Source organism: Sulfurospirillum diekertiae (assembly GCF_002162315.1).
In the GTDB taxonomy this organism is placed as follows: Bacteria; Campylobacterota; Campylobacteria; order Campylobacterales; family Sulfurospirillaceae; genus Sulfurospirillum.
On the sequence record NZ_CP021416.1, the window covers coordinates 376,929 to 396,803 of the forward strand.

The window sequence follows — 19,875 nt, forward strand, 5'->3', positions numbered from 1 at the left end:
CAACTCCTTTAGGATGAGTCATCATTATGCTACTTCAATTTTACTTAAAAACATACGCATTATAGTTTACATGTAAAGATTAAAAAAGCATTTCATGTTTTCTAAACTATGCTACAATTTGCGCTTAATTTACATGTAAAAGGCTGAATATGGGAATTAGCATTAAAAAGCTTGAAGCATTGGTCGATGATGTTGTTTTACCATTTGAGAAATTTATTATTGAAGATACAAGGTTAGCTCGCTATTTATCTGATCCAGATGTTGCAAAAGTTCATAATTTGGCTGTTGCAAAACTCACGGTTTACATTTATTCGAATCTTAAACGTGCGCATGGTTTGATCCAAGAAGGGGCACAAAAACATAAGCTCAAAGAGATTCCTCTTGAAAACCTCAGAGAGTTTTATTCGCTTTATTTTGTACTTTGTCGTGAGTGGAATCAAAAGCATTTTGAAGAAGAAGACCGTTTTGGAAAGAACTTGGAGATTATAGAGCAGTTTGTGTATGACTCTTTTGCGAAGGAAAATGAGAGCAAAGAAGAGTTCTTTATCTATGATTCACCCGCAATCTCACAAGATATAGCCAAAATGCACTATAAAGATGATGCTAAAATTAGTGCCGTGAATTTTTGTGCGGAAGGTAGCATTGACGAGCTCGATATTCAAGATATTTTAGAAAGCTGTGATGAACTTGCCGAAGTAGTACAAGACTATAACATCGCGTATGATGAAGCCTATTTTTTAGGTGTTAAAGAGCGCTTAGATTCGTACGCAACCGTTTTGGAGAAGAATTTGGAATTTCGAGATTTAGGTTATAGCATAGCAAAGCTCTCTTTATCGCTGGAAGAACATCTGGAAACTTTAGCCAATCATGCCAATAAAAAGAAAATTTTAGTCATTTTAAATGCCATTGCTGAAGATTTAATTGGTTGGACAAATGCTATTTTAAAAGAAAAAACAGCAATCGATATTCACTATTTAGATGCGTCACTTTTCTCAAGCATTATTCAGTTTGAAATGATGCTTGCACCTGTTGTTGAAGAGGAAGATTCATTAGAATTTTTCTAATCTCGTGTATGTTGTATCATAAGGATTTAATATGCTTTTAGCCATTACGCATCTGCCTTCGCCCAAGTTACAAGAGTGTGAGCTTACTTTTTTGGAAAGTGAAACGATTGACATTGAAAAAGCCAAGGAACAACATAAAAATTATTGTTCTATGTTAGAGCGATGTGGTGCTAAAGTGATTGTTTTAGATGAAAATTTAGCATGTCCCGATAGTGTTTTTGTGGAAGATCCTATCATCGTCTTTGATGAGGTGGCGGTACTGACTTCTATGGGTGTGGAGTCACGTAGAGCGAGAGTACCTCGATGGGAAAAATCTTCTCTGCTTATCGTGACATAGAGCGAATCTCCTTACCTGCCAAAATAGAAGGCGGAGATGTCCTTAAAGTCGGCAAAAAAATATTTGTAGGTGAGTCTTCTCGTACCAATGTGGAGGGTATTCAAGCTCTTGCAGCCATCATAAAACCTTTTGGGTGTATGGTCATTCCTGTCAAAGTGACGGGGTGTTTACACCTTAAAACGGGAGTGACCGCATTGGATGATCAGACAATTTTGATTAACGCAAATTGGGTCGATGCCGACGCATTTGAGGGCTTTAGTAAAGTCGAGGTTCCCGATGATGAACCCTTCGGCGCGAACATTCTTAAAATCGGTGATATTGTGTGCATGAACGAAGCGTTCCCCAAGACCATGATGCTTGTAAAATCCTTAGGCTATAAAGTGGATTCAGTGAATATCAGTGAGTTTGTTAAAGCCGAAGCAGGGCTTACCTGCATGAGCGTTCCGTTTACATGTAAAGCATAGAAAAGCATTTTTTTCCTAAATCAATAAACAATAAATGCTCTTTTATATGAAAAAGAGCGCTTCTTATCTTGAAAAAAGTGAATAAGACTATAATAAAGCTCATCAGAGAGATTAGAAATGAGTAGGTGAAGGTCAATGCAAAATCAACACCATTTCGATAAACGCGAACTAAAAATAATCGGCTTTTTATCGCTTCTATTTGTTATTTTTTTACTAGTTAATCATACACTTAACTATCGATTGCTTAAAGAAACTATCCATTCATATGAAAACAGTATTTTAATGCGCGTGAGTGGAAAACTGACCGATTGGTTGGATGAGCGTTTTACACATATTGAAAAGGTAAAATACTTTTTAGAAAAATCTCCCATCTCCACTAAAGATGAATTACGATTTGCTTTAGAGCAAATCAAAGAAACGAGCCTTTTCCCCTACCTTGTAATTGGCATTGAGGATGGCTCTTTTATAACGTCAGAAGATAGATACACCATGGTTCCAACAGGGTATGATCCTCGTATTCGCGAATGGTATCGTGATACACTTAAAATGCAAAAAACCAATGTGACACGGCCGTATGTAAGCTTGCGCGTTAACCAGCCAACGGTTTCGGTTTGCACACCTGTTCATATCTTTAATGGCGAAGGCGTTGTGTGCGGTGGACACCTTTTTGAGGTTATTCAGCAGTACATCTCCAGTTATGATCTTTTATACGATAAAGCACTCTATTTGGTCGATGAAAACGGCATCGTACTTGCCAGTTCTAACCACCATAAAGATATTCCAAAATTTTTAAATGTAGAGACGATCAGCGATAATTTTTTGGTTTTAAAAATCCCACGGACCAATTGGAACCTCATTTTCGAAAAAAATCAAGCGATTTACAGTGAACGTCTTAACATACAACTGTTTATGAATCTTCTCATTTATGGAGGAAGCATCGCTTTGTATATTTTCCTTAACCTCTTTTGGCTCTCTAAAAACCGTAAAGTTGAAAATGAGCTTAGCAAACAGAAAAACTATTTTCATGATTTTATGCAAAATCATACGAGTAGAGGACTTTTGATTTGTGATTCACATGCTAAAATTGTCTTTTGCAACCACACGTTTATGAAACTTTTGAATCTTCAAGAGCCTATAGAAGAGCATAATTTTCATGATATTTTAGAAAATTTAGTCATATTTGAGAGCTCTGTCAAAACAGAAATACGTCTTCTTATCGCACAAACACAAGAGAGTATGCAAGCAAAATACCTTAATATTGGCAATACTGAAAATGGGGCTGAGCAGCTTTTACTCACCTCTGCGCCCTTTGGTTCACATGAAAAAGAAAACAGTGGATTTTTACTTTATTTACAAGATACTACAGAAATGCAGTCGGTAGGTGATGAGCAAAAAACTTGCGGGGATGTCGCGTTTAATGCTCATATTGAAAAATTACTTTTATTCATTGAAAAGAATGTGGATGATGAACGTTTGGATATTAACAAACTTGCTCACGTCTGTGGCTACTCAAAGTACCATTTGCAACGAATTTTTAAAACCTACTGTGGTGAAAATATCGCTTCCTATTTAAGACGCTTGCGCATGGAAAAAAGTGCTTTTTTACTCAAATATTCCGAAGATAAAATCTCCGCTATTGCGACACGGTGTGGCTTTAGCTACAACCAGTCTTATATTAGAGCGTTTGAGAAAGCATATGCGCTCTCTCCTAGCGATTTTAGAGATCATCACATTACCGATATACACACTTCATTGGTGTTTGAACGTCATGAATATGAGCTTGTTGAGCTCTCTTCCATGAAAATGCTTCACATATATAACACGATGAGTGATAAAGCGCTTTCTAATGTGGAAGATTTGTTTGAAAATTGTCGCGATTTGGCCAAAAATGAGTTCCCTTTAGTGGGGATTTATATGAATGATCCCAAACTAAGCCTTGCAGAAGTTGACAGTGTTATGCCTTATGCTTTTGGAGTTATTTTAGATGAGGCGCAACCTCAAAATAAGAAAAATTTTCCCATCAAAGAGTTTGAAGCGGGAAAATATGCCAAGATACATTTTGATCCTTCTAAAAATGACTTGGATGAATTTATTCAAAAAATTTACACTACCTTTTATAAAGCCAATACTTATGAGGCAACCATCATGCCGATCTTACAATTTCACCATACTTCACGCCAAAGTTATCTTGAAGACTTCGCGCAGAGCAGTGATTTTTTCATTTTTATTACCTCGTAAAATCCTTCTCTTTCTCTGCTTTTTTCTCTCAATAAGCACTTTTTGTTCATTTTTTTTGGTTTGAATTGTCCTAATCTTTGGTTTGGAACGCATTACGTTCTTATACAAAGAGGAGGTCTAACATGTTAGACATACAACGAAGAAAAGCGATGCAAAAACTTGCATTACTTGGTGGGGGTATGGCACTTTTTTCTACATTGGATGTGCAAGCAAAAATGTTGGAAAAAGATGTGCCTAAATGGGATGAAGAGTACGATGCCATTGTTGTTGGTAGCGGGTATGCGGGTACAGCTGCGATGCTTTCGATGATGGATAAAGGGCTTAAAAATGTATTGATGATAGACAAGATGCAGTACATGGGCGGGAACTCTTCCATCAGTGGTGGCTCTTACGCGATGTCTCGAACATCGATTCAAAAAGAGAATGGTGTGGTAGATGATCCTGAAATGCACATCAAAGACACGCTCAAAAGCGGGCATAACCTAAACAATCCAGAGATGGTGCGCATTATGGCGTATGAAGGTTTAGATGCGTTTAACTGGCTCGTGGATAATGGGGTAAAATGGAAGCTTTTTAGTCGAAGCGGAGGACATAGCGCTCCTCGTAACCATTCTGTGGGTGTTGGCTCGTACATCACGATGCCTCTGCAAGAGCAGATCATCAAACGTGGTGGGCAACAACGCACACGGATTATTATGGATGAGTTGGTGTACAACGACAAAGGTATCGTCATTGGTATGAAAGTACGTGAAAAGTATGAGTTTAAATTTGATCGTTCTTTTGATGAAAATGACAATAAAACGGGGAAAGTCAAGTATTACCGTGCCAATGCTGGCGTTGTTTTGGCAACAGGTGGTTGGGCGGCTGATCCAAAAGTGCGACAGATTTTCGATCCTTCACTCACACCCAATATGCCAACCACCAACCATTACGGTGCAACAGGCTATACCATTCAAAAACTCATCAAAGATGATGTGGATTTGATTGATATGCAATACATTCAAATCATGCACGTCACTTCTGCGGATGAAGATAGCTTTGGCTTTGCCTTTCGTACGATTACGAGTGGGTACAGCTTTGGCATGATGATTAACCCCAAAACAGGACGTCGGTTTGTCAATGAAATCGCCGATCGTAAAATCAGTTCGGACGCTATTTTTGCGATGAATGAGGGCGGTAAAAACCATCCAATTTTGTTTATGGATGTTAATGGTGCAAAAACAGTTGAAATTGATGAATTGCAACGTGGCATTGAAGCAGGTGCCGTATATCAGTTTGAGACGTTAGATGAGATGATCGCTAAATTTAACATTAATAAAGAGCCTTTTTTAGAGGAGCTTAAAAAATACAATTCTTATGTAAAAGCAGGGAAAGACCCTGACTTTAATCGTACATTTTCCAAATACAAAGGAACCACGATTACGATTGAGCAGCCACCTTTTTTTGCAGCACGACCAGGTCCTAAGATTCATCACTGTATGGGTGGTGTTCATACGACCGTTAATTGCGAAGTTTTCAATAAATCTGGAAAGCTCATTGAGGGATTATTCGCCTGTGGTGAAGTGACGGGTGGAAGGCATGGCTATAACAGATTGGGGTCAAACTCTGTTGTAGATTGTATTGTCTTTGGACGCCGTGCAGGTTTTGCTATTGCTGAGCGTTATCAAAAAATGGTAAGGAGTTAATGATGAAACAGCTATGGAAACAACTCCTCTTCAGCATGGTTCTTTTAGGCGGTTTTTGCACAGTAGCAATGGCCGCCAATGAGAGTGGGTCTTTAAGTGTGACGCCTAACTTGAATGAAAAATATTCGGAAAAAAACTATCCGATACAAGGAGTACATCAAAAATTAGGGCTTACATGTAAAGAGTGCCACAGTGAAGAAAAAGCGGAAGATTATTCCAGTGCGATGAAGGCGACTTGTTTTAAATGCCATGAAAATTATGAGAAACTGCAAGAGCGCACAGGGCATTTAGGGCATAACAACAACATTCACGCTTCACCGCACTTTACCAATATTGATTGTGATCTTTGCCACAAATCGCATCAGCCGTCACAAAATCTTTGTGTCCAGTGTCATGGTCAAAAAACCATGAAACAGCTGATCGTTAAGTAAGGAGGGGCAGATGAAAAAGATCATTATCATCACCGCATTGGTGAGTTTTTGTGTCGCATTGGTTTTCGTATGGGGTGGAACAAAAGTGGTGAAGGCAACAGGCGATGCACCGTTTTGTGGCGCGTGCCATTCATGGGATGGCTTGATAGCTCAAACGCATTTACAAGACCCCATTCATGGCAATGCCAATCCAAAAGGGGTACAAGCCACATGTACGGAGTGTCACTTGCCACATAGTTCTCTCATTACTTATTTAGGGGTGAAAGCTAAAAATGGTATTGCAGAGGGGTGGACAACGCTTACAGGCGATGCGAGTAAAAAAGATTGGTTAGCCAATCGTGAGCATGCTCGTAAAAATTATACCTATGATAGCTCTTGTTTAGCATGTCACAGCACTCTTTTGGAAAAAGCCAATCAAGAAGCATTCAAAGATGAATCTTCAAGCAAGATGCATCTTAAATACATAGCATTTCAAGGGACGAAAGAGGCAATGCAGTGTACCAGTTGCCATAAGTTTATTGGACATAAAGACTTAGGCGAGACGCTCTTTAAGCATAATGACACCAGACCAGAATCGTGGGATGAGTGGGAAAAACAGCGTAAAGAGAAAAAATAGTTTTGTAAAAAAAAGAGGGGAAAATATGTACTCTTCCCCTCTTTACATGTAAAGATATTATATGTTAATTATTCACCTTCTCATAAACCAAAGGATAGTTTAACAGTGGCAGATATTCGCCATCATACAGCACATCCTTTTCATCGATCAAGGTTTCTGTAATACCTGCTCCTTGGGTTAAAATGGCTTCTTTTTCAATAGGACGATCGGTAATGATTTCACCTATTTTATAAGGCGTACCATTAAGGTGTGTGTAGGCTTCTTTGCCAACTCGTGCGTAACGAAAGGTAAACGGGGTTTGCGCAAAGATATCTTTTCCCAAAGTAAAACGCTCAGTCACCACCACTTTTCGGTACCCAATTGCACCACTTAGCGCCTCTTTTTCGCTAGGATAGAGCAAGCTTGGTTGAATAAATCCCTCTGGCGTGAGGTACGCTTTATGGTCCACAAATTCACCCATCAGCGTTACATGTAAACGTTGTTGGGCCACTAAGGTTTCAAGATGACTCACATCCAAAGCACGCCAATCATCGCTGTAACCGTGCTTTTGGGTGATGGTCTGCACCAAAAAGGCTTCCATGCTAGAAGGCATCACGCCGTACAGATTGGCTCCTACTACATGTTTTAAGAAGTAGCCAAATTCGCCTTGATGTGTTTTGCGATTGAGCGGATCGCCTCTGCCTGAAACTGCTTTGCCTTCCTTCATATGGTAGGCAAGATAATCCATTTCAGCCCAACCCAGTTTATCGGAAAATTTACGGGGAAATGCCCATGTAGAGTCAATGGTATTGCCTGCCTGAGGTAAAAGCAGAGGGTTCAAAGCCATAATTATCGCTGTGACAGCCAATGCATTGCATCAACTCTTCGGCTTTTTGCGGTCGCAAGTTTCCTTTGGCATCTTCGATAAACCCTGCTAAAATCCAGCCTGCGCCGTTGTTGATCCAGCCTTGTTTTTCATTGAGAAAGATCGGTGCATCTTCATCTTTTTCGACCATTTCACCAGGATAAAACATCTTAGTCTTGACCATATAGCGTATCTCTTTCACGCGAGTTGCGCGTGTTCCTTTGGCACGCAAATCGACATAATGCAACGGATGCGCAAATTCGGTGTAAAGCGGATAAAGCCCACGATGCACTTCCACATCGCTTGCCTTGCCATAGTAGGTTTTAGGATCATTCGCTTCAAGTCTATCGGTGATCGCACGCTCTAAAAGCGCAAGATTTTGAGCATAAATGGCTTCACTCCACGCTCCTTTTGCATCTTGCATAAAGGCTTTGGGAAGACGAATGTAAATGCCAGAGACGCTTCCGCTCATCGGTGTGAAAATGCCATACGGCATAAAATTGATTGCACGCCAGCCTGTGATGTCTCCAAAAAGAGCGCGTTCTTTACTTTTGGTACGCACAAAGCCATCCGCTTTTGCAGGAAGATCGGAGGGAGAAAGATCGGGGAAAAGCCTCCATGTCGAGGTGTCTTGTCCGTTTTCCCAGCCCATTTCCCCACCACGCTTGGAATAAGCAATGCTCCAATTGTTTTGTTTAAGATACTCAACCATTGTTCTTTCATCAAAACGGTTGGCGCTTTTTTGATACGCCACTTCAAGTCGTTCAGGAAAGAGGGTGTTTTCCCACGGGTTGATCGTCGCAGCAATCGTTTGTTGCGTTACGGGGGCAAAGCTATACGTCGTTTGAAGATTGCCTGTGACCGTTGAAAGTCCCGCTTGGGGATTATTGTTGCCTAAATGTGCACGCGCAGGGGCATTGGTGTGGCAAAACATGCAGGCATTTTGAGTCCCACCACTGGTTTCGATGTAACATTGTGCGGGAATATTGGCATACGGATTATGAAGCGTCGTACGGCTGATATATTCACCCATCAACGTTCCGCCAAAGCCCACAATGGAGCTAAGGCAGAGCAGGATGATGGGGCGATTAAAGCCCTGGGATGCCATAGATGTATCCAATAGGCGCTTGAAATTTGTCAATCAATGGCGTTAGTTTTTGTTGAAGCTCTTTACTGGTGGTTTTGGTGAAATCACCAAGGTGTTGCGCATTGCTCATGATGTACGCGTAGCCATTGAGGTTTTCGACGACTTGAAGCCCTGTAGATTCTGCACCTGCAGGGATGGAAAGAATGCGAGAGAGTTTTTTCGTGTCGATGTTATACGCCCAAAGGTAGTTGTTCACGTGCGCGCCACTGTCTTCGCCGATGAAAAGGGTACGCGCGCGTGAGGAGTAAAAGAGGTTATCGGTGTTGGCAATTTTATCAACCACACAGGTGTTACCATCTTTGTCAGTTGCCATCTCTTCGCCTAAAAGCATGCTTGGTACGTGCATGGAGACGGGAACAAAATCGCTGAGGATGGGTTCATTATTCTCATCTTTAACATTGCTTGCAAGTGCGATTTCATATGTACCACCGCAACGATTTTTAGCGACGCGAATGTCATCTTTTGCAAAGGTACTGTCTTTTGCCATCCCTTTTTCGATGTACGACATAGCGATGTAGATTTTTTTATCTTCAGGGTTAAAGGCAACGCCTTCCATTTTGTTAAACTCGGTTGTCGCACCAAGGTACGCGGCGTAACGTCGGGTCTCTAAGAAGGCAGCCACTTTTTCCATGCCCGGTTTGAGTTTGAGGTATTCGATGTCCGAATGACCTGCTTTGATGGCTTTAAATTCTTCGTGTTTACTCGCATCAAAACTGGCAGGAGCATACGCTTCAAAAATATCGTTAAAGGTGTATTTGTCTTTCCACTCCATCACTTCTTTAGTGGAGGCATGCCCAAGTTTAATCCATGAAAGCGTTGCTTGACCGCCATCTTTAGCGCCATCTTCATTGGTTTGATGCCATTTTGCCGCGTATATCGTTCCATTGTCTAAATCACCTTTGGCATCGCCTATGTACATAAACAGACCGACATTCGTGCCATCATCGCCAAAAAAGGCAGTTTTGCCATCGCTCATAATCTTTGCCATCTCCCATGTGCCGCGACCCATCGCAAAGTGTTTGGTAACATTTGTCTTGCCACTTTTATCGACGGCAACTTCGGTGATGTGACCGTAATCATAAGGATTCGCCTCTTTTTTGCCTTCAAAATAGAGCTCGCTCATCGCTTTTAAGCCTTTTTGCGCTTTTGTGTACTCTTTGCCACTGGCAGCGGTGAAGAAAAGATCATAATCTTCTTCGGTTCCTAGGTGCGTATTCCAAGGAGTTTGTGACCCCGCACAGGGAATCCAGATGCCGCCTACTTTGGAGAAATCGATGGGGTATTGATCAACAGCTTTGAGCTTGCCATTTTTGGCATCTTGCTTGATGGATGTCAGTGTCATACTCATGGGTGCGCGCTCATGCCAAACATCGGTTTTCTCAGCCGAAGAGCCATCGCTTAAAATCCAGTCGTACTCATAGTGGGTGACAAGATAGAGAGAGCCATCTACCTTTAAAAGAGAGTTGCTATCAGGTGTTTCGGCAATGAGCGGTTTGCCAAAAGGATCAAGCAAAGGTTTCATTGAAGCGGTGTAGAGCTGTCCTGCAGGATTTTTATTGGTTCCAACTTTGTCTTTGACCCCAAAAAGTGTTTGGTACGAGAGATTACGCTCAATCGTTCCACCGCTGGTGGTGTGAATAATGACTTTGGCTTCTGAGTAAGCTTTTGCCATCTGTTCAGGGGTTTTGGGTGCGTCCATACCTATAAATTCAACCGAGCCTGCTGCACATAAGCTTGAAGCAACGAAAGAGAGTGATACACAGAGTGTTGTAAGCGATTTCACGAAAGCCTCCAGATAAATTTTTGATAGCATAATCGTAATCAAGAAGAGTTACAAAGATGTTACAATCTTAAAAATAAGCGCTAATTTATACAGCTATGTAGGAGTTGAAGTAAGCTGATTTAGAATAGAATGCAATAAATTTATAAGGAGGAAAAATGAAAACATTTGTAGCACTTTTTTATGCTTTTTATGTGTGCGACCCTCTCGTTTGCCAAAGAGGGTTTCGTCACGTATGTTGTTGATGGAAAAACGTATGAGGGATACTATACTACACCTTCGGATGAAGCGCCGTTGGTCTTTATTATACACGATTGGGATGGACTCAATGAGTACGAAATGACACGCGCAAAGATGCTTAATGCTCTTGGGTATGGTGCTTTTGCCATAGACCTTTTTGGACAGGGTGTTAAACCTGTTACCCTTGAAGAAAAAAAAGCTTTAACCAATGCACTGTATAACGATCGAGCAAAAATGCGTAAACTCCTTGATGCAGGGTATCAAGCGGCTAAAAAAGAAGGTGCAAACGTTTCAAATGCCATAGGCATTGGTTACTGTTTTGGGGGTGCAGCACTTTTAGAAATGGCACGTATGGGAACACCTCTGAAAGGTTTTGCTGTTTTTCATGGTGGATTAGCAACACCAACAGGTGAAGATTATACGAAAACAAAAGGGTTTATTTTGGTTCTACACGGCTCAGCCGATGAGAGTGTCAGCCTCGATGAATTTACAGGACTGGCGAAAGAGCTTGAAAAAACAAAACTCAAACATGAGATGATCACGTACAGTGGTGCGCCGCATGCCTTTACTGTGTTTGGAACGGATAGATACAGAGAAGATGCTGATAAAAAATCATGGCGAAGATTGGTTGAGTTTTTAGGAGAGATGCTTTCAAAATAGAGGTATATTTTTTGCTTGTATCTTTACATGTAAAAGGAGTTAGCCATGGACAGCAGACTATTTCAAATTGACCCGTATGCAGGTATTAGTTATGGGCTTTACAATTCAGTTAAAGGTGATAAAGGAAGCTTTGAGGATTTTTTGTTGCACTACGATTCTACAGGCGCTAACAATGAAGATAGTTCGTGGTTAACCAAACTTGTCAAAGAAGATAATAATAAAGCACTTAGCTCTCCCGCAGTATGGGAAGCCATGAATACCCTTGGTGTAAATGGACTTGATCTTATGGGTTCCGTAAGTTCATCTGATTTTTTTGATACACAAGCAAGTGGTCTTAAACTTCAACTTATGCAAGCATTTAGCAAACGAGAAGACTATGCGCAAATGAAGCCTTTACTTGAACAGCTGATGAGTTAACGGCACACATAGGTAACAATATCTGACTCAATGGTACCAATCGCAGGTTGATACCATTCTGTGAGATTATTGGCTGGGATATTCCGAGCAGACTTTGCGTTATAACCAATTTGTCTGAAGTATCGTGAAGGGCAATTGATTTCTGCTTTAATATATAAAATCGTGTCAAAGCTTTGACGTCTTAAGACAACATAATTCACCGTTGCTTGTTTGCCTATTTCCAGTAGATAGTATTTGTAGATGTCTTTATAGGCCGTCCGTGGAATTTCGATATCTTGAGATTTTTGCGCACCATAGGTACTAAGAGCCATAATAAGGCTCAAAAATATTCGTATCATCGTCTGTTCCTTCGTTGTAAATCTTTCAATTCATTGTATCAAAAGCAGCCTCAATCTGACATGAGTAACAACTTTTTAGATAGGAAAAATACAAAGCAATTTCATCATTTTGTCATCTTTTTGTCATCTTTTGGGTACAATAACTCTATAGCACTAACACGAGTTTTTAAAAAAGGGCTTTGTATGGGAAATAGTGTGAACAACGACCAAGAACAACAAGATAAGATCAAATTTCTTACACAAGAACTCCTCCGAGTGCAAAAAAATCTTGTTGAGCAGTTTTACACAGACTCACTAACACGCCTTCCCAACCTCTATCAGCTACGACATGACCTTGAAGAAGGGAGTGACTTTACGCTTATTATTGCAAACATTGACAACTTTAAATTACTGAATGATTTTTATGGCTTTGTTGTGGGCGATTTTATTTTAGAGTCCTTCGCAAAGAGCTTGAAAACAGAACTGAATGAAGTGCCTGTATACCGCATCGCTGGTGATGAGTTTGCCATATTAGTGGGTAAAAGGATGAGCTTTTATCTGCTTAAAAACTACCTGACCCATCTTTCTAAACAACTTACCCATCTGAAATATGCTTATGCACAAACCGAAATTTATGTAGACTGCACACTCTCTTCCAGTGCAAGTTTTACAAGCGATGACATTTTTTCTAAAGTCAATATGGCACTTAAATATGCCAAAAAAGAGCAGCTAAAATTTTGGATATACGAAGACACAATGAATTTTTCACAAGAGTATGAGAGCAATCTCAAATATGCGACTAAAGTGCGTAAAGCTATTGTAGATTTTTCAGGAATTGTGCCTTATTTTCAACCTATTATTGACAACAAGACCAATGAAATTATTAAGTTTGAAGCACTTTCACGTCTGGTGGATGAAGACGGTGCAATTCATTCACCGCACAACTTTATTCCTGTTGCAAAGATGATTAAAGTGTATGACAAAATTACGATGGCTATCATCGACAAAAGCTTTCAGGTTTTTGAATCCCATGCATATGATTTTAGCATTAACCTTTCGTTCGAAGACATCATTAACCAAGATATTTACGATTTTATTATCTGCAAATTACGTGATTCGAACATGGGACATAGAGTCACATTTGAGCTTTTAGAGTCTGAGAAGGTGAACGACTTTAACAAAGTGATCCATTTTTTCAATGAGATTAAACGCTATGGTGCCAAAGTGGCGATTGACGATTTTGGAAGCGGCTTTTCCAACTTTTCTTACATCACAAAACTCAGTCCCGATTTTATTAAAATAGATGGCAGTCTCATTAAAGACATCGACCAAGATAAAAACGCTCAAATAATTGTAGAGACAATCGTGGACTTTTCCAAAAAACTGGGCATTAAAACCGTTGCGGAGTTTGTTCATTCTAGCACGGTTCTCTCTACCGTCAAACAGTTGGGCATCGACTATTCTCAGGGCTATTTTATCGATATGCCTTCCCCTCATATTCTCAAATAAATCTTTACATGTAAAGTTTACGCGACCTCAGTATCCCATAAAATACTCACACCGTATTCAGGATCGGGAATGACGTATTTAAAATACTCGCTCGTTCCTTTTCGCCCATGCAACCGCACCGCAATCTGCCCCTCTTTTAAAAGCTGCTTCATCTCATATTCACTCAAACTTCGCTTGTTCCAGCGCAAAAACGTGTTCGAGTAAACCCGAAACCGACACGAAGCATCTGCACTAAACACATAATCATCGTTAATATCCCGCTCTTTTTTCGCATGCTCACACGTATAAAGATTGACCTTTTGACCTTGAATCGTCAGCTTTTGCGAGATCACCGCACCACCGCAATACGGACACTTGCCAAGAATCATTATGCACCTCAGTTTTGATTTATGAGGGTATAGTAGCAAAGTAGTGAGTGAGAGGCTGAAAATATTTCAGAATGAAAGATTATTTTAGATTATTTTATTAATATGATATGATTTAATAAATTTGAATTGCTAAGGAAATCAGAGTATGGAAAATCAATACCCAAAAGCTATTGTTAGTGCTCCTTTAAAGATTGGAGATACAGAACTACTTTGTGCTGTTTTAGATGATGAAAAAAATACTAGGATTATTAGTGCAAGTGCTGTTTTTGGAGCTTTTGAGAGACCGAGAAAAGGACAAAATAAAAGACTTGAAATTGATAGTTTTCTCGTACCTCCTTTTTTGGCAGCAAAAAAATTTAGAACCTTATATGAATCAGGATTTGCTCAAAATACTTCAACAAGTAGAATACTTAGATGGTACAAAAAAAAGTTAAAGGGTATGATGCGAGGATATTACCTAAGATTTGTTCGTTATATTTAGAAGCTAGAAGAGATAAAAAACGTCTTAACATCTTCACAAGAAAAAATTTGCAATTAGAGCTGAAATTTTACAGTCTGCATTCTCTGAAGTAGGTATTGTTGCTTTAGTTGATGAAGCGACAGGATTTCAACATTCAAGAAAATATGATGCGTTACGTTTATTATTAGAACAATATATCAATGATGGTATTCAAAAGTGGGTTAAACGTTTTCCAGATGAGTTTTTTCTCTTGTTAGATAAAATTTATGTAAATCCAGCTACATCATCAAGAAATAGACCAAAATATTATGGGAAGTTTATTAATAAATATATTTATGAACCAATTGAAAGAGGATATCTTAAATCAAAACTTGATGAACTTAATATCAACGATGATAAAACTCGCAAAGCAAGATTTCATCAATGGTTGACAGATTTTGGTGCAAGTCAACTAACTTTGCAACTCGGTAAAGTTATGTCAATGCTAGAATTTTCTCCTAATTTAGATAAATTTAAGGAAAATATTAGAAGACAACAAGGTCTAACTATACAACCTAAATTATTTGAAGATTTATAAAATTAAAAAAATATCAAAAGTAGGATAATAAAAATTTATTATCCTACAAAAACCTCTCCACAAAACGATCCAAATTTTCATCGCTCAATGCTCCTGAAACACGCTCGACTTCTTTACCATCTTTAAAGACAATGAGTGTCGGGATAGAACGAATTTTAAAACGTGAAGCTAAAAATTGCTCGGCTTCGGTGTCGACTTTGGCGAACAAAACGCGAAGCGGGTATGCTCGTGCGGCTTGTTGGAAAGTGGGAGCGAACATTTTGCAAGGCGCACACCATGGTGCCCAAAAGTCTACAATGACAGGAACATCGGTACTTTCAATGACTGCTTCAAGGTTGTCGCTGGTGAGTGCGATAGGGTGTGGGTCGAGCAAGGAAGCTTTGCACTTACCACAGTTGACTTTTTTGTAAACTTCTTGTTTAGGGACATTGTTGGTTGCAAGGCAAGAGGGACAAATAACTTTCATGGGTTATCCTTTCGTTGCGTAATCTTTAAGTGCTTGGAGAATCTCGGGCTCTATTGCCCACTCTTTACCATCAACGGACATGACAGACTCTCGTTTGATGCCATCCACTGAGCCTTTGGATACGATAAAGGCAAGGTACTGCTCCACCTCTTCAAAACTCGGTAAAACGTTTACATGTAAAACTCTTTCAAGTTCTGCAATGAAGCCATACCCACCCCAGTTTGAGACCGAAGCGATCATCGGGTAGTCACATGGGATGACACAGTAGTCATAAAAAAGTTCTTTATTTTTCAGCACAGCAGCGAAGCTTCCCATGCCGACTTCGTTACCACCATCTCCTATACCAAAGCTAGGAGCCGTTTTACTGCCGAGTTTGAAAAGCTCATCCACAGGCGCGGTAAACTCTTTGATATCAACACCGCGAGAGTTGAGGTAAAGTCCTTCGTGGTTTTGACCGCAACGCTCGATGGAAAGATGTGCTACGGGTTTGTAGGTGTCTAAAAGTATCTCATACTCTTGAGTCTCCAGTCCCTCAATCGGGATGTAGAGAGTTTTGATATCGAAAAAATAATCCTCACAAAAACTATCGGTGATGATAACGGGCGTGTAGCCAAGTTTTTCGAAAGCTTTTGCAAGAAAGTAAGCACCTAGAGGACCATCGGTTTCAGCGTAACCAGCGACGTAAAAACCTGTATAAATGAAAACAACACCTTTGTCTAGTTTTAAAAAAGCATTAACGGCATTTTTTGTGTGTTCATTGGGAAAGTGGGCTTGAATTTTGTCCATATTGCGGGTGGAGTGTTGAAGAACGATCTCTTCAATTGTATGAAAATTGCGCATGAAAGCCTTTACATGTAAAAAATTTACTGGAAAAATTGTATCTAAAATTTGATACAATTTAACCAAAAAAAGGGATTAAAATGTATCCAAAAGAGTTACGATCTAAAATTGCTAAAGGTGAATTTACACGACCAACAGCAGGTGAATGTCCTGGGTATATCCAAATGAATATGGTAGCCCTTCCAAGAGAGTACGCCAAACGTTTTGAAGCGTTTGCAAAAGAAAATTCTAAAGCAATTCCTGTATTGGAAATTATTCATGAAGGACATCTCTCCAAGGTTTTGGCTCCGGGAGCTGACATTTTAAATGAAATTCCCAAATACAACATTTTAAAAGATGGCGTTGTGGTTGAAACCGTGACGGATATAACACCGTATTACAATCCTGATTTGGTCTTTTTCTTGATTGGGTGTAGCTTTTCGTTTGAGACGGCGCTTATTGAAAATGGTATGCCTCTACGTCATGTCGATCAGCAAAAAAATGTCGCCATGTACCGCACGAACATTGCCCTTAAACCCGTTGAAGGTTTTGCCGGTGAAATGGTGGTCAGTATGCGCCCTATCAAAAAAGAAAAAGTGGCAGATGCCTGTGTTGTCACCAGCCATTTTCCTCGTATGCACGGCTCACCGATACAAGTTGGGTATCCTGAAATGATCGGCATTAACGATGTTTCAAAGCCTGATTATGGTGATGCGATTGAAATTAAAGCCGATGAAATTCCACTCTTTTGGCCATGTGGTGTCACGCCTCAAAATGTCATAACCGCCATGAAACTTCCGTTTGCGATCACGCATGCCCCCGGACATATGTTTGTAACGGATAAAAAAGACAGCGAATATTACGAATAGAATTACTGCACAAATGCTTCTTGAAGCGTGTGAAACTGGTAGGTTTTAACCACTTCAGGAAGTTTTTTCTCTAACATCGTTATCCCTTGAGGTTCATTCTTGTTGCCATGAATGAGAATGAAACTTCCTGCTTTAATGGGCTCATTTTTTGCAATCCACGCATTGGCCGACAAAGGAATTAAAAAATAGGTCTCACGAAGCGCTCGCATCAATTTTTCATCAGCCACAAGGCCTGGAAAGCGAAAAAAGACCGAGGGTGTGATACCTTCTTCTAAGAGTTTTTTCTCAACTCCAAGGATTTCTGCTTTGACATCGGTGTTTACATGTAACATAAAATTTTCACGCTCAGGAAGATGTGGGTCATAAAAATGTGTGTGTGTATGGTTTACCCATGTTATCTGTAAAAGGGGGTTGTTCACAAGGGCAGTAAACTCTTTTTCATGGTGATCTTTCCATGCGGAGCTTATGGCAATAGCAATCGGTGTTGTGCCATTTTGTTTGGTTAGCTGTTCTATAAAATCACTTTCATACCCCTTTTTAGTGGAAGGGCAAAGATCCATTGTCAGATAGATGGCTTTATCTTTTTCAGTGGTTGCATGGGTTGCGCCCCCTTTTGTCGCTAACGCAGTTGCGTTAGTGAGTTGTTGTGCAAAGGGTGTTTTTGAAAAATTTTCATCTAAAGGCATCAATCTTGAAGCATCGAGTGAGAGGACTTTGGTTTGCAGGGTTTGTGTGTTTGTCGTCAGATAAAAGGTTACGCCACTCAGTTCAAAACGGCGTGAGATAAGGAAGAGAGTGTCATTCTCTTGGTATTGTTTGACAAATATTTCATAGTGTTTAATATACTCAACGGCAGACAATGGAAGCCAACACAGCATTAAAAATAAAATGAGTCGCATCATATACATTCCTTTTACTAGAATTTTAGCTCTTTTTTGAAAAAATATGATTATAATTTTGCTAATTATTGTCTAGGCGGTGTTTGAGTTTTCAAACGGATTTGAGGGCTGTAAGGCCTAAGCGAAATAATGAGAATGAGAGAATGACGGTCAACGAAGCAGTTTTAGAGATGCGGTACAGTGGAATCCCTGAAGAAGATATTGAGGCGATTCTCGAGATTTGCAAGAAGAAGGGTTTAACCCCTCAAAATATCGATAAAGAGCTTGAAGCTAAAGGTTTAGATAAAGTTTTTGAGCTTGAATACGATGCAAGCGAGAGTTGGTTTGAGCGTGGAGCAACCAGTAGTGCTCCTTCCCATAAAGCACCAGCAAAGCAGGGATTAGAAAAGGAAAAAAAGTAGATGTCAAAACAGATAAAACAGATCATTGAAGAATATTACGATGTCCTGTGGAATGAGAAAAAGCTCGACCAAGCGAACCGTTTTTTAGACCCTTCCCTCAATTTTAGAGGTTCTTTGGGTATGAGAGTTGATAGCATCAATGGTTTTTGTGATTATGCAAAGATGCTTTTTAGTGCGTTTCCCAATCTTTACCATGTGATTGAAGATATTGTCATTGAAGGCGATAAAGCTGCCGTAAGACTTGTTTATACGGCAACACACTCTGGAAAACTCTTTGGATTTGAACCTACAGGAAATCGTATCCGTTACTCTGGAGCGTGTTTTTTTAAATTTGAAAATGAAAAAATTGTCGATGCATGGGTTTTAGGAGACTTAAACGCATTGTATGGGCAGCTTAATGCCATTGAACATCGTTAATTTTTGCCTCTTTATGTGCCATCATTGAATGAACGATTAATGTCGTCACGATGATGGCTCCTCCCATCAATGTATTGATATGCGGTTTTTCATCCATGAGTATCCACACCCAAAAAGGTGCAAGGACGGGTTCAATAATCGTCAAAAGTGCCACTTCAACAGAGGGCAAAAACTTTGTCCCTATCCCAATAAATGCACGTGAAAGTGGTGTAAGCAACGCTCCCATAAAGACAATAATCCAAAGTGAATAACTATCGGGAACAATAATCGGTGCTGTAACAGCGGCTAAAAGTGAAGCAATGAGTGCTCCTGTCCCAAAACAGGCAAGGCGGTTAGCCTCTTTATCTCGCTCTAAAACGGACAACATCGATACAAAGGCAAATACACAGCCAAAAGCGTAAAGATTTCCTTCCATATTTCCAAGTTCTAAGTCATTGAACAAAATAATAGAAAGCCCTATAAAAACAAAGAAGATTGCTCCAAAGGTACGGCGTGGTGTTTTTTGTTTAAAGAAGATAAACGCAATCATCGCACTTACCAATGGTCCGGTACTTAAAATAAACACGGCACTGGCAACGCTAGTATGTTTGATGGCGAGAATAAATAAAAGATTGCTCAGTCCTATACAAAATCCACTCCATAAAATGGTAGAGAGATGATTCTTATAGATGGAAACGATGTTGTTTTTATGCCTCGACAACAAGGTGATATTCATCGTTAAAAACATACACAGCCCAAAGTAAAAGGTAAAATTTTGAGCAGGCACATGCGTCATCTTAATCAGGGGTGACTCAAAACTCATAAGAAGCATGCCTAGAGTTGTAATCCCAAAGGCTTTTGTGTAGGTCAT

General features: G+C 39.9%; 22 protein-coding genes and 1 pseudogene. 15 read left to right on the plus strand and 8 right to left on the minus strand.

Features of this window, described 5'->3' with window-relative positions:
* Nucleotides 1–149 precede the first annotated feature (149 nt).
* From Sdiek1_RS01950 to Sdiek1_RS01980, 7 genes are all read left to right on the plus strand, one after another.
* Entirely contained in the window at nucleotides 150–1,064 is a 915-nt protein-coding gene (locus Sdiek1_RS01950) for a hypothetical protein (RefSeq protein ID WP_087437656.1), read from the plus strand.
* A gap of 31 nt (nucleotides 1,065–1,095) precedes the next feature.
* Nucleotides 1,096–1,401, plus strand: coding sequence for an arginine deiminase-related protein (locus Sdiek1_RS01955; protein ID WP_087437657.1), 306 nt, complete (start codon nucleotides 1,096–1,098; stop codon nucleotides 1,399–1,401).
* Nucleotides 1,368–1,865 (plus strand): arginine deiminase family protein, encoded by a 498-nt coding sequence (locus Sdiek1_RS01960; RefSeq protein ID WP_087437658.1) that lies wholly within the window; start codon nucleotides 1,368–1,370, stop codon nucleotides 1,863–1,865. The genes Sdiek1_RS01955 and Sdiek1_RS01960 overlap by 34 nt, the downstream gene beginning before the upstream one ends.
* A gap of 135 nt (nucleotides 1,866–2,000) precedes the next feature.
* On the plus strand, nucleotides 2,001–4,103 hold the full coding sequence (locus Sdiek1_RS01965; RefSeq protein WP_087437659.1) for a helix-turn-helix domain-containing protein: 2,103 nt from the start codon (nucleotides 2,001–2,003) through the stop codon (nucleotides 4,101–4,103).
* Between the two features lie 122 nt (nucleotides 4,104–4,225).
* Nucleotides 4,226–5,788, plus strand: a complete 1,563-nt coding sequence (locus Sdiek1_RS01970) for a flavocytochrome c (RefSeq protein WP_087437660.1) — start codon at nucleotides 4,226–4,228, stop codon at nucleotides 5,786–5,788.
* A 2-nt stretch (nucleotides 5,789–5,790) separates the two neighbouring features.
* Nucleotides 5,791–6,219, plus strand: a complete 429-nt coding sequence (locus Sdiek1_RS01975) for a cytochrome c3 family protein (protein WP_161491969.1) — start codon at nucleotides 5,791–5,793, stop codon at nucleotides 6,217–6,219.
* A 10-nt stretch (nucleotides 6,220–6,229) separates the two neighbouring features.
* Nucleotides 6,230–6,835 carry a cytochrome c3 family protein gene (locus tag Sdiek1_RS01980; protein WP_087437662.1) on the plus strand — a complete coding sequence of 202 codons (606 nt, stop codon included), beginning with the start codon at nucleotides 6,230–6,232 and terminating at the stop codon, nucleotides 6,833–6,835.
* A gap of 64 nt (nucleotides 6,836–6,899) precedes the next feature.
* On the opposite strand, the pseudogene Sdiek1_RS15715 reads toward Sdiek1_RS01980, so the two are convergent.
* Both Sdiek1_RS15715 and Sdiek1_RS01995 read right to left on the minus strand, forming a co-directional pair.
* Nucleotides 6,900–8,787: pseudogene (locus tag Sdiek1_RS15715) on the minus strand (Aq_1262 family (lipo)protein).
* The gene (locus tag Sdiek1_RS01995; protein ID WP_161491970.1) at nucleotides 8,768–10,609 is read right to left on the minus strand and encodes a PhoX family protein; all 1,842 of its coding nucleotides are present in this window, start codon (nucleotides 10,607–10,609) and stop codon (nucleotides 8,768–8,770) included. The pseudogene Sdiek1_RS15715 and the gene Sdiek1_RS01995 overlap by 20 nt, the downstream one beginning before the upstream one ends.
* Nucleotides 10,610–10,789: 180 nt before the next feature.
* Here Sdiek1_RS01995 and Sdiek1_RS02000 point away from each other — a divergent pair, with 180 nt between their 5' ends.
* Nucleotides 10,790–11,506 carry a dienelactone hydrolase family protein gene (locus Sdiek1_RS02000; RefSeq protein WP_087437666.1) on the plus strand — a complete coding sequence of 239 codons (717 nt, stop codon included), beginning with the start codon at nucleotides 10,790–10,792 and terminating at the stop codon, nucleotides 11,504–11,506.
* Nucleotides 11,507–11,551: 45 nt separating this feature from the next.
* The gene (locus Sdiek1_RS02005) at nucleotides 11,552–11,923 is read left to right on the plus strand and encodes a hypothetical protein (protein WP_087437667.1); all 372 of its coding nucleotides are present in this window, start codon (nucleotides 11,552–11,554) and stop codon (nucleotides 11,921–11,923) included.
* On the opposite strand, the gene Sdiek1_RS02010 is transcribed toward Sdiek1_RS02005, so the two are convergent.
* Nucleotides 11,920–12,261, minus strand: coding sequence for a hypothetical protein (locus tag Sdiek1_RS02010; RefSeq protein WP_087437668.1), 342 nt, complete (start codon nucleotides 12,259–12,261; stop codon nucleotides 11,920–11,922). The two genes, Sdiek1_RS02005 and Sdiek1_RS02010, sit on opposite strands and share 4 nt — an antisense overlap.
* 183 nt (nucleotides 12,262–12,444) lie before the next feature.
* Here Sdiek1_RS02010 and Sdiek1_RS02015 point away from each other — a divergent pair, with 183 nt between their 5' ends.
* Nucleotides 12,445–13,749 carry an EAL domain-containing protein gene (locus Sdiek1_RS02015; protein ID WP_087437669.1) on the plus strand — a complete coding sequence of 435 codons (1,305 nt, stop codon included), beginning with the start codon at nucleotides 12,445–12,447 and terminating at the stop codon, nucleotides 13,747–13,749.
* 17 nt (nucleotides 13,750–13,766) lie between these two features.
* Here the strand turns inward: Sdiek1_RS02015 and Sdiek1_RS02020 are convergent, their stop codons facing one another.
* Complete coding sequence (locus Sdiek1_RS02020; RefSeq protein WP_087437670.1) at nucleotides 13,767–14,117, minus strand: hypothetical protein; 351 nt, start codon at nucleotides 14,115–14,117, stop codon at nucleotides 13,767–13,769.
* Nucleotides 14,118–14,262: 145 nt separating this feature from the next.
* On the opposite strand from Sdiek1_RS02020, the gene Sdiek1_RS02025 reads away from it, so the two are divergent.
* Nucleotides 14,263–14,598, plus strand: a complete 336-nt coding sequence (locus Sdiek1_RS02025) for a hypothetical protein (protein WP_087437671.1) — start codon at nucleotides 14,263–14,265, stop codon at nucleotides 14,596–14,598.
* A 187-nt stretch (nucleotides 14,599–14,785) separates the two neighbouring features.
* The gene (locus tag Sdiek1_RS02030; protein WP_238099251.1) at nucleotides 14,786–15,154 is read left to right on the plus strand and encodes a P63C domain-containing protein; all 369 of its coding nucleotides are present in this window, start codon (nucleotides 14,786–14,788) and stop codon (nucleotides 15,152–15,154) included.
* 43 nt (nucleotides 15,155–15,197) lie between these two features.
* On the opposite strand, the gene trxC is transcribed toward Sdiek1_RS02030, so the two are convergent.
* Nucleotides 15,198–15,620 (minus strand): thioredoxin TrxC, encoded by a 423-nt coding sequence (gene trxC, locus Sdiek1_RS02035; RefSeq protein ID WP_087437673.1) that lies wholly within the window; start codon nucleotides 15,618–15,620, stop codon nucleotides 15,198–15,200.
* A gap of 3 nt (nucleotides 15,621–15,623) precedes the next feature.
* A complete protein-coding gene (locus Sdiek1_RS02040; RefSeq protein ID WP_087437674.1) occupies nucleotides 15,624–16,460 on the minus strand; it encodes a DUF4392 domain-containing protein in 837 nt (278 codons plus the stop codon).
* 80 nt (nucleotides 16,461–16,540) lie between these two features.
* Between Sdiek1_RS02040 and Sdiek1_RS02045 the strand changes: the two genes are divergently transcribed.
* On the plus strand, nucleotides 16,541–17,308 hold the full coding sequence (locus Sdiek1_RS02045; protein WP_087437675.1) for a putative hydro-lyase: 768 nt from the start codon (nucleotides 16,541–16,543) through the stop codon (nucleotides 17,306–17,308).
* Nucleotides 17,309–17,310: 2 nt separating this feature from the next.
* Here the strand turns inward: Sdiek1_RS02045 and Sdiek1_RS02050 are convergent, their stop codons facing one another.
* Entirely contained in the window at nucleotides 17,311–18,210 is a 900-nt protein-coding gene (locus Sdiek1_RS02050; RefSeq protein WP_161491971.1) for a polysaccharide deacetylase family protein, read from the minus strand.
* An 80-nt stretch (nucleotides 18,211–18,290) separates the two neighbouring features.
* On the opposite strand from Sdiek1_RS02050, the gene Sdiek1_RS14910 reads away from it, so the two are divergent.
* Together Sdiek1_RS14910 and Sdiek1_RS02060 are read left to right on the plus strand one after the other, a co-directional pair.
* The gene (locus Sdiek1_RS14910; protein WP_192866761.1) at nucleotides 18,291–18,608 is read left to right on the plus strand and encodes a hypothetical protein; all 318 of its coding nucleotides are present in this window, start codon (nucleotides 18,291–18,293) and stop codon (nucleotides 18,606–18,608) included.
* On the plus strand, nucleotides 18,609–19,025 hold the full coding sequence (locus Sdiek1_RS02060; RefSeq protein ID WP_087437677.1) for an ester cyclase: 417 nt from the start codon (nucleotides 18,609–18,611) through the stop codon (nucleotides 19,023–19,025).
* Here Sdiek1_RS02060 and Sdiek1_RS02065 read toward each other — a convergent pair.
* Complete coding sequence (locus Sdiek1_RS02065; protein WP_087437678.1) at nucleotides 19,003–19,875, minus strand: DMT family transporter; 873 nt, start codon at nucleotides 19,873–19,875, stop codon at nucleotides 19,003–19,005. The genes Sdiek1_RS02060 and Sdiek1_RS02065 overlap by 23 nt on opposite strands.